Source organism: Streptomyces sp. P17 (assembly GCF_032436805.1).
GTDB lineage: Bacteria > Actinomycetota > Actinomycetes > Streptomycetales > Streptomycetaceae > Streptomyces.
Genome location: NZ_JAVRBF010000031.1, coordinates 68,237 through 83,189, shown reverse-complemented (window position 1 = coordinate 83,189; position 14,953 = coordinate 68,237). Strand labels below are relative to the sequence as shown.

14 protein-coding genes and 1 pseudogene are annotated in these 14,953 nt (G+C 72.2%); 5 read left to right on the top strand and 10 right to left on the bottom strand.

Annotated features, from left to right (window positions below):
• Positions 1–101: 101 nt before the first annotated feature.
• The gene (locus RMT89_RS46015; protein WP_399498451.1) at positions 102–242 is read right to left on the bottom strand and encodes a BTAD domain-containing putative transcriptional regulator; all 141 of its coding nucleotides are present in this window, start codon (positions 240–242) and stop codon (positions 102–104) included.
• A gap of 100 nt (positions 243–342) precedes the next feature.
• On the opposite strand from RMT89_RS46015, the gene RMT89_RS46010 reads away from it, so the two are divergent.
• Positions 343–657, top strand: coding sequence for a hypothetical protein (locus RMT89_RS46010; protein ID WP_399498450.1), 315 nt, complete (start codon positions 343–345; stop codon positions 655–657).
• 247 nt (positions 658–904) lie between these two features.
• Here the strand turns inward: RMT89_RS46010 and RMT89_RS21165 are convergent.
• Positions 905–1,168: pseudogene (locus RMT89_RS21165) on the bottom strand (serine hydrolase); the annotation flags it as partial.
• Positions 1,169–1,619: 451 nt separating this feature from the next.
• Between RMT89_RS21165 and RMT89_RS21160 the strand changes: the two are divergent.
• Positions 1,620–2,444 (top strand): methyltransferase, encoded by an 825-nt coding sequence (locus RMT89_RS21160; protein ID WP_315885315.1) that lies wholly within the window; start codon positions 1,620–1,622, stop codon positions 2,442–2,444.
• A gap of 14 nt (positions 2,445–2,458) precedes the next feature.
• Here RMT89_RS21160 and RMT89_RS21155 read toward each other — a convergent pair whose 3' ends face one another.
• Entirely contained in the window at positions 2,459–2,851 is a 393-nt protein-coding gene (locus tag RMT89_RS21155) for a VOC family protein (RefSeq protein WP_315885314.1), read from the bottom strand.
• A 287-nt stretch (positions 2,852–3,138) separates the two neighbouring features.
• Between RMT89_RS21155 and RMT89_RS21150 the strand changes: the two genes are divergently transcribed.
• Complete coding sequence (locus RMT89_RS21150; protein ID WP_315885313.1) at positions 3,139–4,509, top strand: MFS transporter; 1,371 nt, start codon at positions 3,139–3,141, stop codon at positions 4,507–4,509.
• A gap of 63 nt (positions 4,510–4,572) precedes the next feature.
• On the opposite strand, the gene RMT89_RS21145 is transcribed toward RMT89_RS21150, so the two are convergent.
• The 4 genes from RMT89_RS21145 to lnt all read right to left on the bottom strand — a co-directional run bounded on the left by RMT89_RS21145 (position 4,573) and on the right by lnt (position 9,685).
• Positions 4,573–6,495: a GAF domain-containing protein gene (locus RMT89_RS21145; RefSeq protein WP_315885312.1), complete on the bottom strand. Its 1,923-nt coding sequence runs from the start codon at positions 6,493–6,495 to the stop codon at positions 4,573–4,575.
• A 233-nt stretch (positions 6,496–6,728) separates the two neighbouring features.
• A complete protein-coding gene (locus RMT89_RS21140) occupies positions 6,729–7,529 on the bottom strand; it encodes a 3-hydroxybutyrate dehydrogenase (protein WP_315885311.1) in 801 nt (266 codons plus the stop codon).
• Positions 7,530–7,584: 55 nt separating this feature from the next.
• Complete coding sequence (locus RMT89_RS21135) at positions 7,585–8,064, bottom strand: NUDIX domain-containing protein (protein WP_315885310.1); 480 nt, start codon at positions 8,062–8,064, stop codon at positions 7,585–7,587.
• Positions 8,065–8,074: 10 nt separating this feature from the next.
• Positions 8,075–9,685 carry an apolipoprotein N-acyltransferase gene (lnt, locus tag RMT89_RS21130; RefSeq protein WP_315885309.1) on the bottom strand — a complete coding sequence of 537 codons (1,611 nt, stop codon included), beginning with the start codon at positions 9,683–9,685 and terminating at the stop codon, positions 8,075–8,077.
• A 221-nt stretch (positions 9,686–9,906) separates the two neighbouring features.
• On the opposite strand from lnt, the gene RMT89_RS21125 reads away from it, so the two are divergent.
• A complete protein-coding gene (locus RMT89_RS21125; protein WP_315885308.1) occupies positions 9,907–10,974 on the top strand; it encodes an O-antigen ligase family protein in 1,068 nt (355 codons plus the stop codon).
• Between the two features lie 2 nt (positions 10,975–10,976).
• Here RMT89_RS21125 and RMT89_RS21120 read toward each other — a convergent pair whose 3' ends face one another.
• On the bottom strand, positions 10,977–11,522 hold the full coding sequence (locus tag RMT89_RS21120) for a hypothetical protein (RefSeq protein WP_315885307.1): 546 nt from the start codon (positions 11,520–11,522) through the stop codon (positions 10,977–10,979).
• A gap of 77 nt (positions 11,523–11,599) precedes the next feature.
• Positions 11,600–12,385 carry an aspartate/glutamate racemase family protein gene (locus RMT89_RS21115; RefSeq protein ID WP_315885306.1) on the bottom strand — a complete coding sequence of 262 codons (786 nt, stop codon included), beginning with the start codon at positions 12,383–12,385 and terminating at the stop codon, positions 11,600–11,602.
• A 39-nt stretch (positions 12,386–12,424) separates the two neighbouring features.
• On the opposite strand from RMT89_RS21115, the gene RMT89_RS21110 reads away from it, so the two are divergent.
• Complete coding sequence (locus RMT89_RS21110) at positions 12,425–13,606, top strand: glycosyltransferase (protein WP_315885305.1); 1,182 nt, start codon at positions 12,425–12,427, stop codon at positions 13,604–13,606.
• On the opposite strand, the gene RMT89_RS21105 is transcribed toward RMT89_RS21110, so the two are convergent.
• Positions 13,607–14,887, bottom strand: coding sequence for a TerD family protein (locus RMT89_RS21105; RefSeq protein ID WP_315885329.1), 1,281 nt, complete (start codon positions 14,885–14,887; stop codon positions 13,607–13,609).
• Positions 14,888–14,953: the final 66 nt, after the last annotated feature.

Sequence of the window (14,953 nt, the reverse complement as noted above, 5' to 3'; positions counted from 1 at the left end):
CGTGCGGGCTGTTTTCGGGCAGGGAAGGCGTGCGGAAATCGTGACACGGGAGGGGTGTTGACGCCAAGGAGACCCTGGGGTGACTCAGGTCACACCCTCCGCTAGGCCGTCGTCAGCTCGCGGATCAGCTCGGTCATCCGCTGGGACGGCGAGACCCTCAGTTCCTGCTGCAGGAGTCTGCGGTAGTCCAGGTAGTGCTTGACCGCGCAGGCGACATTTCCCTCCGCCGCAGGGACCTCGATGGCGATGCGGTGGGCGGTCTCGCGGTAGGGGTCGACGGCGGTCCATCAGCCGGGCAAGGATCAGCTGGCTGAGGATGCCGTTGCCGAGGTCGTCACACCGTTGGGCGGTCACCACGGCGTCCCGTCGGTCCGGCGGTACGAGGAGCCGGCCCACCCGCAGCGCGGGCTGACGCTGACCGTTCTCGGGGTGACGCTGGAAGGGCCTTCGGCCGTGCGGGAGGTGGCCGGATCCCCGTGGGCGGCTGTCGCCTCCGCCGCGGCGGGTACCGGCATGCCGGGGCCGTGGGTCTGGCAGGGCATCGCCCTGGTGATCGCCGGCCTGGTCGTCGGCCTGCGGCCGGGAGGCGCCCCGGAGTCCGCTCCCGCGGTCGCCAAGTCACCTCTCCCCATCCGGGCATGGCGGCCGCACACATAGCCACAGCCCGAACCATGGTGCTTGGGGTGGTCGGGGCAAGCGCGGCGGCGATGCGCTGGGCGATCGTATGGGCCGTGTGGCCGTCCTGCGCGCTGGGGCCCTCAGTGGTGGAGACCGCGATGGACAGGCGCTCGGACGGGAGGTAGGCCATGGAGGCGGAATAGCCGAAGAAGAGCGGGTGCTGGGCGATCCAGTCGTCAAGGACCACACGCGACTTCGAGGAGCGGTCAGCCCGCCCCCCGGGTGGCTAGCGCGTCGGGAACGGGCGGTCGTACACGTTCTTCGGGGTCACGATCTCGGTGATCGCCCGGGCGACCAGCGAGGACGGCTCCTGGCCCTGGTGGGTGATGTCCGTGTTCATCATCAGCACCAAGGTCGCCTTCTTCGAGGGCAGGTAGACGGTCACCGTCTCGTAGCCCGGGATGGAGCCGTTGTGCCCGATCCAGCCGCCGCTGTTGAGGATGCCCAGGCCGTAGCTGGTGCCGGGGAAGCCCGTCGGCAGCGTTCTGAGCAGCCCGACGACCAGGCCGGGGATGTCGGCCTTCTTGCGGACGTCCTCGATGGCCTTGTCCAGCCGGGCGGTGAGGTCGGGTCCCAGACCGTGCTGAGGGGAGTCGTCGTTGTCGTACCGGGGGGCGTTCGCGGCGGGAACGGCTGCAGCGGGCGTCACCGCGAAGGGGGTGAGCATGGAGGCCACGAGCAGGGCCGTGGCGAACAGGCGGCGGGAGGGTGATCGCCGCACGGCGGGGCCACCTCTTCTGGTTCAGGGGGGATCTGACGGGAACATCACCCATCGGTTACCGGGCTGAGGCCCGGCCGCAGCACCCGTTCAGGCGAGTCCACTCAATCGGAGCCGCCCAAGTCGCTGAGGCGGCCCTGCCGGGCCCGGCAGACGGCCCCGCCATGCCGTGACCCTCCAGGCCCCGATGGCCGCGCCCCGGCGGCGGCTCTAGCGTCGGATCATGCACTCGACCGACCCCTCGGCCCACGGTGGCGCGGATGCCGCACACGGCCGGTACGGCGAGGCCCTGTTCGCCCCCGAGCACCCGCGCGAGACGGAGCGGATCGACGATGCCGCGGTGGTCTACGACCCCGTCACCACCCACCGGCTCCGGGCCCTGGGAGCCGGGCCCGGCCTCCGCTGCCTTGAGGTGGGGGCCGGCACCGGCACCGTGGCGCGCTGGCTGCTGCGGGAGGCGGGCGCCGCGGAGGTGGTCGCCGTGGACCGGGACACGGGCGCACTGGAGGGACTGGCGGAACCCGGCCTGCGGGTGGTCACCGCGGACCTCACCGACGAAACCCTGGACCTGGGCACCTTCGATCAGATCCACGCCCGGTTCGTGCTGATGCACCTCCCCGAACGCCGCCGCCTCGTCTCAAGGCTGGCGGGTTGGCTCAACCCAGGTGGCAGGCTCCTCCTCGGCGACGCCGTGGACCTGCCCGACGGCCTCGACGCCTCCTCCGCCTACCGGCGGACCATGGACGCCATGTGGGAGGCGCTGCGCACGACGATCGGCACCGACATCTCCCGCGTACCGGCCTACCCGCATTTCCTACGGGAGGAAGGCCTGGCGGACGTCGCCGCGGAACTGTACTGTCCGCCCCTGGTCGCCGACGGCCCACTCGCCCGCTTCTGGTCCCAGACCTGGCAGCGGATGCGCCCCGCGCTGGAGGCGACCGGCCAGGTGGACGCCGCCACCGTCGACGCGGCCCTGGCCTACTTGGCCTCGCCCGGGCTCGCCGAACTCGGCCCGGGCATGCTCATGACCTGGGGGCGCCGACGCTGACACTCAACGGCCCGTCAGTTCTCCTGGAGCACGGAGAGAACGTTCCCCGCGGGGTCGGTGAACCACGCGATCGCCGCGGGGCCGCCTCCGCCGACCCGGACGATGCCCTTCGCGTCGTGGTCGAATTCGGAGTAGCGCTCCAGGGTCACGCCGCGCCGCTCCAGGTCATCGACTGCGGACTCGATGTCGTCCACCGGGAAGTTGAGGATCGTGAACGACGCGGGGGTGTGCGTTTCCTTGGGATAGACGAAGACCTGGGCGCCGCTGCCGAGCTTGATGATCAGCATCTCCATGTCCCCCTGCCCGGCGTTCTCGACCTGGAGACCGAGGGTCTCGCCATAGAACTGGCGGGCCTTGCCGAGGTCGTCGACGGAGAAGCCGCTGAACGCCTTCGATTGTCCGAGCATGCCGTGTGTCTCCTTCACGCGTGAGCCGTCCTGACGTCTCAGAGCACCCCACCCCCGCCACGCCCGGACACGCGCCGCGCGGGCGACGTCCGGATGACCGCCCGAACTTCACCCTCACGATGCGATGGCCGACCGCCGCTGGTACGCCGCGGGGCGAGCAGGCATGGCGGCCGGACGCATAAGCTGGCCCCGAACTATGTTGTCCCGCCACATGTGCGCCTGACCTGCGTGTTTCTACGGTGTGCCGACACGTACCCGTCCCCACCGCACACGAGGAAGTGGCGCACATGGCCTCCGCAGCATCCGCTCCCCCAACTCCCGCCAGTCTGAAGCGCATCGTCGCCGCCAGCCTCATCGGCACCACCATCGAGTGGTACGACTTCTTCCTCTACGGTGCCGCCGCCGCACTGGTCTTCAACACGCTCTTCTTCCCCGATTCCGACCCCCTCGTCGGCACCCTGCTCTCCTTTCTCACCTACGCCGTCGGCTTCGCCGCCCGGCCCATCGGTGCCCTTGTGTTCGGGCACTACGGCGACCGGCTGGGGCGCAAGAAGCTGCTCGTTCTCAGCCTGCTGCTGATGGGCGGCGCCACTTTCGCCATCGGGCTGCTGCCCACCCACGACACCATCGGCACCGCCGCTCCCGTGCTGCTGACCGTGCTGCGCCTCGTCCAGGGCTTCGCGCTCGGCGGTGAGTGGGGCGGTGCCGTGCTGCTGGTCTCCGAGCACGGGGACGCGCGGCGGCGCGGCTTCTGGGCGTCGTGGCCGCAGACCGGGGCGCCCGCCGGTCAGCTCCTCGCCACCGGCGTGCTGGCCGCCCTGACGGCGCTGCAGAGCGACGCCACATTCGAGTCCTGGGGCTGGCGGGTGCCGTTCCTGCTCTCCGGTGTGCTGGTGATCGTCGGGATGTGGATCCGGCTGTCGGTCGACGAGTCGCCGGTCTTCAAGGCGGCGCTGGCGCAGGCCGAGGCACGCAAGGCCGAGCAGGTCGTCGAGAAGATGCCGCTGGTCGCCGTGTTGCGGCACCACTGGAAGGACGTGCTCATCGCGATGGGCGCGCGGATGGCCGAGAACATCTCGTACTACGTGATCACGGCCTTCATCCTGGTGTACGCCGTCGAACACACCGGTCTGGAGAAGCAGACCGCCCTGAACGCCGTCCTGATCGCCTCCGCGATCCACTTCGCGGTGATCCCGGGCTGGGGCGCGCTGTCCGACCGGTGGGGCCGGCGTCCGGTCTATCTGCTGGGCGCGCTCGGGATGGGCGCGTGGGCGTTCCCCTTCTTCGCCCTCGTCGACACCGAGAGCTTCGGCCTGCTGATCGTCGCGGTGACGGTGGGCCTGATCTTCCACGGGGCGATGTACGCGCCGCAGGCGGCGTTCTTCTCCGAGATGTTCGCGACCCGCATGCGCTACTCGGGCGCGTCGATCGGCGCGCAGTTCGCCTCCGTCGCGGCCGGCGCTCCGGCACCGCTCATCGCGACGGCGCTGCTGGTGGAGTCCGACGGCTCGACGCTGATCTCGCTGTACCTGCTGGCCGCGGTGGCCATCACGCTCGTCGCCCTCGCCGCGGCCCGCGAGACACGGCACCGCGACCTGTCGCAGATCGGCGCCACCGACTCCCCGCAGGACGCCACGGACCCGGCCTCGGTCCGCTGACGTCGAGCGGCTCAGCCCCCAACCATCACCACGGTTGGGGGCTGAGCCATGTGCGCGAAGCGCTCAGCCCGCCAGCCGGTGCAGCCGCAGCGCCAGCTGGATCTCCAGGGCGCGGGCCGGGCTCTGCCAGTCGTCGCCGAGCAGGCGGCCGACGCGCTCCAGGCGCTGGGCGACCGTGTTCACATGGACATGGAGGTCGTCCTTGGTGCGAGCGGGGCTCATCCCGCTGGCGAAGTAGGCGTCGAGGGTGCGCACCAGGTCGGTGCCGCGCCGTTCGTCGTAGGCCACGACCTGGCCGATGGTGCGGTCGACGAAGCCGGTGATGTCCCGGTCGCCGGCCAGGAGCAGGCCGACGAAGCCGAAGTCCTCGGCCGCGGCGCCGTCCCCTCGGCGCCCCAGGAGCCGTAGGGCGTCAAGGCAGCGGCGGCCCTCCTCGTAGGCGGGGGCCACGGCGTCGGGGTAGGTGGCGAGGTCCTCCACCGGGGCGGAGGCGCCGACGGTGACCGGCTCGTGGACGGCGGTGCCCAGATGGTGGGCGGTGCGGCGGGCTGTGTCGGTGGCGGTGTCGCCCGCTTCCAGGGGCAGCAGCAGGACGGTGCCGCCGTCCCGGGCCGCGGCCAGGCCGTGCCGGGTCGCGGCGAGATGCGAGGCGGCGGACCACAGCCGCCGGCGGGCGGCGGCCTCCGCGTCGGCGCCCGCCTTGGGGCCGTCGAGGCGGGCGGCGAGGACCACGTGGGTGGCGTCCAGGTCGGCGTCGAGGCGGGCGGCGCGCTCGCGCAGCAGGCGCGGGTCGCGGTCACGTCCGTCCAGAAGGTCGTCCAGCAGCTCGCCGCGAACCCGCTGTTCGGCCTCGGCGGCCGAGCGCCGGGCGAGCAGCAGCAGCGAGGTGACCATGGCGGCGCGCTCCAGCGTGCGCTGGTCGACGGGGTCGAGCCCGGGATGGCCGCGCAGCACCAGCGCGCCGAGCAGTTCGCCGCCCGCGGCGACGGCCGCGATCCAGTCTTCCTGGTGCCGTACGGCATGTCCTTCGGCGCGGGAGGTCTCCAGGGCACGGGCGGGGGCGCTCTCGGTGAACTCGACGGTGCCGTCGAGGACCTCGGAGACCGCCGCGGCCACGTCGTGCACCCCGCCGCCGCGCAGCACGAGCTCGGCGAGCCGGTCGTGGACGTCGGAGGCCCGCTCGATGACTCCGCTGCGGTCCCGGATGATCTCGTTGGCCCGCTCCAGGTCGGCGAGGGCCGAGCGGGTCTCGGTGAGGAGGTTGGCGGTGTCGATGGCGGCGGCGGCCAGGGCGGCGAAGGAGCCCAGCAGAGCGATCTGCTCTCGCTCGAAGACCCGGGCCCGCCGGTCCGCCGCGAAGAGCACGCCGATGACGTGGTGCCCCAGCATCAGCGGCACCCCGCAGATCGCCACCAGGCCCTCGTCGCGGACACCGGCGTCGATGCTGAGGGTGTGCCGGAACCGGTCGTCCTGGAAGTAGTCGTCGGTGACGTACGGGCGCGCCGTCTGGGCGACGAGGCCGCCGAGCCCCTCCCCCATACCGAGGCGCAGCTGCTGGAAGCGGGCGGCGACCGAGCCCTCGGTCACCCGCATATAGGTGTCGCCGCGCTTGGGGTCGTTCAGGCTGAGGTAGGCGACATCCGTGCCGAGCAGCGACCGGGCGCGCTGCACGATCGCCTGGAGTACGGCGTCCAGGTCCCGCAGGCCCGCCAAGTCGTGGGCGGTCTCGAAGAGCGCGGACAGTTCGGCCTCGCGGCGGCGCCGGCCCTCCAGCTCCGAGCGGACGCGCAGCGCGAGCCGCTTCGCCGCTTCGAGCGCGGCGATCCGCTCGGCGGGCTGTCCCTCGGCGCGCGCGAGCAGCACCGGCTGCTCGTAGGCCTCGGCCGAGGCGCCTCGGGCCAGCAGTTCGAGGAAGGGCGCCTCGGTGCCGCCGTCCGGCGGAAGGCCGGCGGAGCGCTCTGCGGACTGCACGTGATCGCGGGACATGCTCACAGGATTCCTCATCACACCGCCACCGGGTCAGCCCCTGTGGACAACCCGGGGCGCGCGATCGCCTAGGGGGTGTTTTGAAAGTCCTGTGCGGTGCCCGCGGTGTTCGGTGCGTGCCCTCGGCGTGCCGGACGAAGGCCCTCGTACTGGACGTACTTGGGTCTTTGGCCGGTGCGGCGAGGGTGCGTGCCGGGCGCCGTGGGTGCTGTGCGGGACTTTCAAAACACCCCCTAGTGCGCCGTCCAGCCGCCGTCGAGGACGAGCGACGTACCGGTCACGAAGGAGGCCTGCGGACTGCACAGATACGCCACCGCCTCGGCGACCTCGTCCGGTTCGATGAGCCGCTTGAGCGCGCTGTCCTGGAGCATGACGTCGCTCAGGACGCGTTCCTCGGGGATGCCGTGCGCCCGGGCCTGGTCGGCGACCTGCTTCTCGACGAGGGGGGTGCGCACATAGGAGGGGCACACACAGTTCGAGGTGACGCCATGGGGGGCGCCCTCCAGGGCGGCGGTCTTGGAGAGGCCCTCAAGACCGTGCTTGGCGGACACGTAGGCCGCCTTGTAGGCGGAGGCACGCAGCCCGTGCACGGAGGACACGTTGACGATGCGTCCCCATCCCTGGCCGTACATATGGGGCAGGGCGCCGCGGATGAGCCGGAACGGCGCTTCCAGCATCACGGTGAGCACCGTGTGGAAGACGTCGGGCGGGAACTCCTCCAGGGGCCGTACCAGTTGCAGTCCGGCGTTGTTGACGAGGACGTCGGTGCCGGCCGCGGCTAGTTCGGCGGCGTCGAGGTCGATGAGGTCGAGGGGGTGCGGCTCGACGGTGCCCGCGAGGCCCCGGCACAGCTCGGCGAGCGCCTCCAGGCCCTCGGCGTCCCGGTCGACCGCTCTGACCTTGGCCCCGGCGGCCGCGAGCCGCAGCGCGCAGGCGCGGCCGATACCTCCGGCGGCGCCGGTGACAAGGGCGGTGCGGCCGCCGAGGTCGAGCGAGGGGGCGGGGGTGGCCGGGAGGGCGTTGGACGCGGTCATGCCCCCGACCCTAGGCAGCGCTTTCGCCCCGCCCCATGTGGTCACAACCCATACTTCAGGCGGAGCTCGTGGGTTCGAACCATGTGGGTTCATCGGACAGGGCCTGTTTGATGCGGAACAGTTGGCGCTCGCCCATCTTCGGCAGCGCATCCACCTCGAACCAGCCGACGTCCAGCGATTCGTCGTCGTTCACGCGCGCCCCGCCGCCGACGGCTCGGCAGCGAAAGGTGATGTCCATGAACTGGCATCTGTCGCCGTTGGGGTAGGCGACTTCCTTCCCGGACCGGATGAGCACGACCCGCTCGACGACGCAGCGCACTCCCGTCTCCTCGTACACCTCCCGGACGGCCGCGGTCGCGGGCTGCTCACCGGGGTCGGGGATGCCTGAGATCACCGTCCACTTGTGGTTGTCCGCGCGCTGGCCCAGCAGGACCCGCCCTTCGTCGTCGAAGACGACGGCGCTGACGCCGGGCAGCCACAGGAGCTGGTGCCCCGCGGAAGCCCGGATCGTACGAATGAAGTCAGGTGTAGGCATGGCCCCGACCCTAACGGGCCGGTGCGGCCTGCCTCTTGCGCACACCGGCGCCGATCGCCCAGCCCAGCCCGCCTGCGGCGATCAGCACGAGGGCGATCTCCGGCAGGATGCCGAGCCGCGTGGCGGGCGTCTCGGAGGAGCGCAGGGGAACCTTCTGCACCAGGGAGTCGGCGACGAACATGCCGGTCTTCTGGGTGATGGTCCCGTCCGGCATGATGATCGCGCTGACACCGCTGGTCACCGGGACCGTGACGGTCCGGCTGTGCTCGACGGCCCGCACCCGGGACATGGCGAGCTGCTGGTAGGTCATCTCGCTGCGGTCGAAGGTGGCGTTGTTGCTCGGCACGGTGATCATCTGCGCGCCGTCGGTGACGGTGTCACGCACCGCCCAGTCGAACGCGGCCTCGTAGCACGCGGCCAGTCCCACCTTGGTGCCGTCGATGGTGAACACACCCGGCTTGCTGCCCCGGCTGAAGTCCTGGCGGACCATTGACGTCCAGTCGGAGTTGATCGCCCCGATCATCGACCGCAGCGGCAGGTACTCGCCGAACGGCTGGATCTGCCGCTTGTCGTAGGTCTGGAGCGGGCCCTTGACCGGGTCCCACAGGATCTGCTCGTTGAGCAGCTTGCCGTCGCGTTCCACGACTCCGCCGACCGAGATCGGCGCACCGATGGCCTTGGCCGCGGTGTCGATGACCGTGCGCGCGTCGGGGTTGGCGAAGGGGTCGATATCGGAGGAGTTCTCCGGCCACAGCACGAAGTCGGGCTTGGCGGCCTTGCCCGCCTTGATCTCGGCGGCCAGCCGCTCGGTCTCCCGCGCGTGGTAGTCGAGCACGGCGCGGCGCTGGGAGTTGAAGTCAAGCCCCGCGCGCGGCACGTTGCCCTGTATGACCGCCACGGTCACCGTGCCGTTCTCGGCCTTGTCGCTCACCAGCGGCCGGGCGGCCAGGGCGCCGACGACGGGGACGGCGACGCTCAGCAGGGCCACGGCCGCGGCGGACCGCTGCACGGCCCGGGTGCGCCGCCGGCCCACGGCGAGCCGGACGATCTCGAACAGGCCGAAGCCGCACAGCACGACCGCGAAGCCGAGCACCGGGGTGCCGCCGACCGCGGCGAACGGCAGGAAGACGCCGTCGGCCTGACCGAAGGCGATCTTGCCCCAGGGGAATCCGTTGAACGGCGCACGCGCGCGTGCCGCCTCTCCGGCGATCCACAGCGCCGCGGCCCACACGGGCCAGCCCGGCAACCGGGAGACCGCGGCTACGCCGGCGCCGACCAGCGCGACGAAGACCGCCTCGATGACGACCAGCGCGATCCAGGGGCCGGGGCCGACCTCCACGCCCGTCCACACCAGCAGGGGCAGCAGGAAGCCCAGGCCGAAGAGGTAACCGAGACCGAGGCCCGCCTTCCAGCTGCGGCCGCGCAGCACCCAGCCGAAACCGGCGAAGGCCGGGAGGGCCAGCCACCACAGGGTGCGCGGCGGGAAGCTGATGTAGAGCAGCACTCCGAAGAGCGCCGCGGCGAGAGCCGGAAGCAGGCGCGCGAGCCACGCCCGGCGCGGGGCGGGCGCGAGCGGATTCACCTGGTCCGACTCATCCACGGAGGTTGCGGTGACGGTCACGGTGGGAGTGTACGGCGGTTGACCTTGACGCCGACAGCGCGGTCCATGGGCGGCGGCACCGTGTAGCGCATCGCTCCTGCCCAAGACGTCCACAAATCGTCCATCAGCCGTTACGGTGTGCCGGAGCAAGTGTCGTACGAGCCGGTCAGGGCCGTGTCGGAACGTTTCGCCATGGTTCGGGGGCCGACCGGGTAGCGGGGGTCGGGGTGGGTGCCACGGGGATGACGTCTGCGGCCGGTTCTGAGGGCACCAGAGACATCGGCGAAAGACGAAACGTTTCTGACGCGGCGGGCGTCGTCGTGCTCGGCGCCTGCGCCACCTGGTCCCTGGTCACGGCCGCGGTCCAGGACGGCCGGCCCGAGGGCGTGCTGCTCGCGATCCTGGCGGTCGCCGCCGGTTACGCGGCGGGCCGGATCGGCGGAGCGCTGCTGCCGGTCGCCGCCCCGTGCGCCGCGGCGCTGGCCGGAGTGGCCCTGACGGTCACCCTCCCCCGTCTCGGCCCGGACCCCGAGATCATCCCGCCGCTCGGCCACGCCGGTGCCACCGCCGCCCTGCTCACCCTCTCCGCGGGCGCCGCCTGCTGCGCGGCCTGGGCCGCCACCGCACCCGCCCTGCGGCTCACCCTGCGCCTGCTGGCCGCCGCGGTCGCGGTGACCGCGGCCGCTCTCGGCTCCACCACCGGCCTCGTCGCCTGTTCCGCGGTGCTGCTGTGCTCGCTGGCCGCCGGCCGTATGCACCACCGGGGTGTCGGCATCGCCGGGCTGGCCCTGACCACGGCCCTGGTGATTGGCCTGACCTGGGCGGTTGCCGGACGGGCGGTGCCGGACGGGCTCGCCGCCTCGCTGGAGGGCCAGCTGACCGGGCACCGTGTGGACCTGTGGCACGACGCCTTGGACCTGGCGCGGGAGGACGCCGCCCTGGGCGTGGGCCCGGGACGGTTCGGGGAGCTCAGCACGACGGCGACCAGCACCCTGCTGTCCGACGGCAAACCGCACTCGGCCCCCTTGCAGCAGGCGGCCGAGCAGGGAGTCGTCGGAGTGGTGCTGCTGGCGGCGGCTTTCTGCTGGGTGCTGTTCGCGCTCTGGCGCGCGCCACGACCCACACCGGTCGTGCTCACCGCGGGTGCGGCGCTGACGGGTCTCGCGGCGATCGCCGCGGTGGGCAACGCGCTCAGCTTCACCACGGTGTCCGTGGGCGCGGGACTCGTGGCCGGGCTGGCCACGGCCCGCCCGATGCCCGACGCGTCAGCCGCAGCCGTACCGGAGGCGCGCCCCCACCGCGCGGTATGAGGTCAGTGCGCCGTGCCGGGGGTGCCCGCGCGCAGCCGGTCCCTGATGACCCGTACCGCGGCCTCGGCGTCGTCCACGGTGATCGTGAACGTGTGCCCGTCCCACAGCCGCAGCACCACGCCCTCCCCACGCCGTACGACGACCGCGGTGCCCTTCTCGGGCCGCCAGCGGTAGCCCCAGCCGCCCCAGTGGCGCGGGGTCACCAGCGGGGCGAAGTCGGCGCCCGCGACGTGCGACAGCGGGATACGGCGACGCGGCACACCCATGTGGCCGCAGCGCACTTCGAGGGACTCCTTGTCGACCTTCAGGGCGACATGCACGAACGCCAGGGTGCCGAAGAGCACCAGCAGGCCCGCCGCGATGCAGCCGACGACGGCCATCGCGAGCGGGGCGACGCCGGAGGTCCAGGCCGAGTCGACGGCCAGCTCGATGCCCAGCGCCATGCAGGCGGCACCGACCAGCGCCAGCAGCCATTGGACGCGGTTGGTGGCGCGTCCGGTCCAGACGTCGGGGTGCGGCGCGTGTTCGCCCTGGGGGTGCTCCCTCATGCCAATGAGGTTACTCAGGTTTCGCTGCGCGGGTACCTCGTTGCGCAGGGTGACTGGTCCGGGTGGGCGTCCCCTGGTCACCTCACAGGGGTGACCGCCTGGAGCAGCTGCCCTTCCTCGTAGGCGAGGGCCGGCTCGGGCAGGGAGCCCTGGCGTCCGCTCAGCAGCACCGTGACGGTGCCGCTCACGTCCGCCTCGGGCGCGGGCTGCTCACCGATCCGGCGCAGCGCCTGGGTGGCGACCGCTACGGCGGAGCCGTGCAGGACGAGCGGCGGGCGGCCGGGCTGCTGCACGGCGGCGCGGATGCGCTCGGCGACCAGCTCGTAGTGGGTGCAGCCCAGGACGACCGTCGTCACCTCGTCCGGAGTCAGGGCGGCGGCCGCGGCCACGGCGGCGGCGATGGCGTCCTCGTCCGCGTGCTCCACGGCCTCGGCGAGCCCGAAGCAGGGCACCTCGGTGACCGTCACGCCGTCGGCGAAGTCCTCGATGAGGCCCCGCTGGTAGGCGCTGCCGGTGGTGGCGGGTGTCGCCCAGATCGCGACGTGTCCGCCGCCGGCCGCGGCGGGCTTGATCGCGGGGACCGTGCCGATCACCGGAATGCTCGGCTCCAGTCGGGCGCGCAGGGTGGGCAGGGCGTGCACGGTCGCGGTGTTGCAGCCGATGATCAAGGCGTCGGGGCGGTGCGCCGCGGCAGCCTCGGCCACGGCGACGGCGCGCTGGATGAGGTCCTCAAGGGTCCTCAGTCCCCACGGCATCCCGTCCGGGTCCAGGGAGAGGACGAGATCTGCGTCGGGCCGCAGCCGTCGTACCGCGGCCGTGGCCGCCAGCAAGCCGATTCCGGAGTCCATCAGCGCGATCTTCACCCGGCCACGATAGTCGATGGCCCCTTGTGGGCCGGTCCCGTGGGGCAGACTGCGCGGGTGAGCGCCTTCGTGTGGATCGCCGTCGGATCACTCGCCGCCTGGCTGTGGCTGCTGCTCTGTCAGGGCTTCTTCTGGCGCACGGACGTCCGGCTGCCGGCCCGGCTCGAACCGCGCGCGTGGCCGTCCGTCTGTGTCGTCGTACCGGCGCGCGACGAAGCGGCGGTGCTGCCCGGCAGCCTGCCCTCGCTGCTGGCCCAGGACTATCCGGGGCGGGCGGAGATCTTCCTCGTCGACGACGGGAGCTCCGACGGCACCGGGCAACTGGCGCGCGAGCTCGCCGAGCGGCACGGCGGACTGCCGCTGACCGTCACCTCCCCGGGCGAACCGCCCGCCGGCTGGACCGGCAAGCTGTGGGCGGTGCGCCACGGCATCGGCCTGGCACGCGCGCGTGAGCCCGAGTATCTGCTGCTGACGGACGCCGACATCGCGCACGCGCCCGACAGTCTCCGACAGCTCGTCGCCGCGGCCCACACCGGCGGTTTCGACGCGGTCTCGCAGATGGCCCGGCTGCGGGTGGAGAGCGTCTGGGAGCGGCTGGTCGTGCCGGCTTTCGTCTATTTCTTCGCGCAGTTGTATCCCTTCCGCCGCATCGGAAAGAAGGGGTCGCGCACGGCGGCCGCGGCGGGCGGCTGCGTCCTGCTGCGCACGGACACCGCCGAGCGGGCCCGGATCCCGGATGCCATCCGGCACGCGGTCATCGACGACGTGGCGCTCGCCCGGGCGGTGAAGGGCGGCGGCGGGCGCATCTGGCTCGGTCTCGCCGACCGGGTGGACAGCGTGCGTCCGTATCCCCGCCTGCACGACCTGTGGCGGATGGTGTCCCGCAGCGCCTACGCGCAGTTGCGCCACAACCCGCTGCTGCTCGTCGGTACGGTCGCCGGGCTCGCGCTCGTCTACCTGGTGCCTCCGGTGGCCCTGGTGGCGGGGGATACGGCGACGGCGATCGTCGGCGGCCTCGCATGGCTGGTGATGGCCGGGACGTACCTGCCGATGCTCCGCTACTACCGCCAGCCGCTGTGGCTCGCGCCCCTGCTGCCGTTCACCGCGTTCCTGTATCTGCTGATGACGGTCGATTCCGCGGTGCAGCACTACCGGGGGCGCGGTGCGGCCTGGAAGGGCCGCACCTACGCACGTCCGGACGCCGTGCCCGACGAGGGCTGACTACTTGCGGCCGGGCGTCCAGTTCATGCCCCAGCCGTACGCGTAGTCGACCGTCCGCTGCGGGCTCACCCCACGCTCGGGCACCAGGTAGCGGGCCTCGCGCTGGACCATGAGATCACTTCCCGTGTTGGTGATCAGGGCCAGCGCGCACACCGTCGAGGGGACCGTGCACTCGTCGAGCGAGAAGTCGATCGGGGCGCCGAACTGGGGCGTGAGGGTGACCGTGGCATGCAGGTCGGCGAAGGAGCGCGCCCCTTCGTAGATGGTCACGAAGACCAGGATGCGCCGGAAGGCGCGCTGCTGGTCCAGGTTGACGGTGAGGTTCTCCCCCGTGCTCACCGCTCCGGTGCGGTCGTCGCCGTCGAGGTGGATGTACGGCGGCTGGTGCAGGGAGCCGTAGGCGTTGCCGAGGGCCTGGACGACACCCTTGCTGCCGTCGGTGAGCTCGTACAGGGCGCACAGGTCGAGGTCGAGGTCGTTGTGCATGGCCACGGGGCGGCCCAGCTTGCTCGCCCAGCCCGAGAACTGCTTGCGCACCTCCCAGTTGAGGTTCACGCGCAGCGCGCCCGAGGTGCCGCCCTGCTTGGTCAGCGAGACCGCGGGGGCCGCCTTGGTGAGCGTCACCTTGCTGAGGCTGACCGGGGGTGCCTGCGGCGGGGGCGGGGCGGCCGGCGGCATCGCGAGCGGGGGCGGCATCGTCGCCGCGGGGGTGATGTGCGGTGCGGCAGGGGTGATGGGCGGCGCGGCGGGGGCCGCCTGCTGGGGCTCGTCCACCGTGATCCCGTAGTCGGTGGCCAGGCCCTCAAGGCCGCTGCTGTAGCCCTGGCCGACGGCGCGGAACTTCCACGCGCCCTGGCGGCGGTAGAACTCGCCCAGCACGAAGGCCGTTTCGACGGTGGCGCCGGTGCTGTCGAAGCGGGCGACCGAAGTGCCCTGGGCGGCGTCCTTGACCTCGATGGCGAGATCGGGGACCTGGCCGAAGGAGCCGCCGTCCGAGGAGGCGGCGAGGATGACGGTGTCGATCGCGGGCTCCACGCGCGCGAGGTCGACGAGCAGGCTGTCGGTCACCCGGCCGCCGGCGTTCCGCTTGCCCTCGTGCCGGACCGCGCCCGCGGCGTGCACGGGCTGGTTGTAGAAGACGAAGTCCGCGTCGGAGCGGACCTTCCCGCCGACCAGCAGCAGCGCCGAGGCGTCCGCGTCCGGGATCCCCGGCCCGGAACGCCAGCCCAATTCGACGCGAAGCGCCGTCGTCGGCACCGGAACGTTCGATCCTTTCGGCATTGACATGTCCGCCCTCATCACGTGTCAGCGCGCCAGGTCATGCCCCGGCCGGTTTCCTTCGGTTCC

Bases quoted from the DNA above. Each gene is read 5' to 3' on its own strand.
- RMT89_RS21160 (WP_315885315.1), top strand. From the start codon at position 1,620: ATGCACTCGACCGACCCCTCGGCCCACGGTGGCGCGGATGCCGCACAC.
- RMT89_RS21155 (WP_315885314.1), bottom strand. From the start codon at position 2,851: ATGCTCGGACAATCGAAGGCGTTCAGCGGCTTCTCCGTCGACGACCTC.
- RMT89_RS21150 (WP_315885313.1), top strand. From the start codon at position 3,139: ATGGCCTCCGCAGCATCCGCTCCCCCAACTCCCGCCAGTCTGAAGCGC.
- RMT89_RS21145 (WP_315885312.1), bottom strand. From the start codon at position 6,495: ATGTCCCGCGATCACGTGCAGTCCGCAGAGCGCTCCGCCGGCCTTCCG.
- RMT89_RS21140 (WP_315885311.1), bottom strand. From the start codon at position 7,529: ATGACCGCGTCCAACGCCCTCCCGGCCACCCCCGCCCCCTCGCTCGAC.
- RMT89_RS21135 (WP_315885310.1), bottom strand. From the start codon at position 8,064: ATGCCTACACCTGACTTCATTCGTACGATCCGGGCTTCCGCGGGGCAC.
- RMT89_RS21125 (WP_315885308.1), top strand. From the start codon at position 9,907: ATGACGTCTGCGGCCGGTTCTGAGGGCACCAGAGACATCGGCGAAAGA.
- RMT89_RS21120 (WP_315885307.1), bottom strand. From the start codon at position 11,522: ATGAGGGAGCACCCCCAGGGCGAACACGCGCCGCACCCCGACGTCTGG.
- RMT89_RS21105 (WP_315885329.1), bottom strand. From the start codon at position 14,887: ATGCCGAAAGGATCGAACGTTCCGGTGCCGACGACGGCGCTTCGCGTC.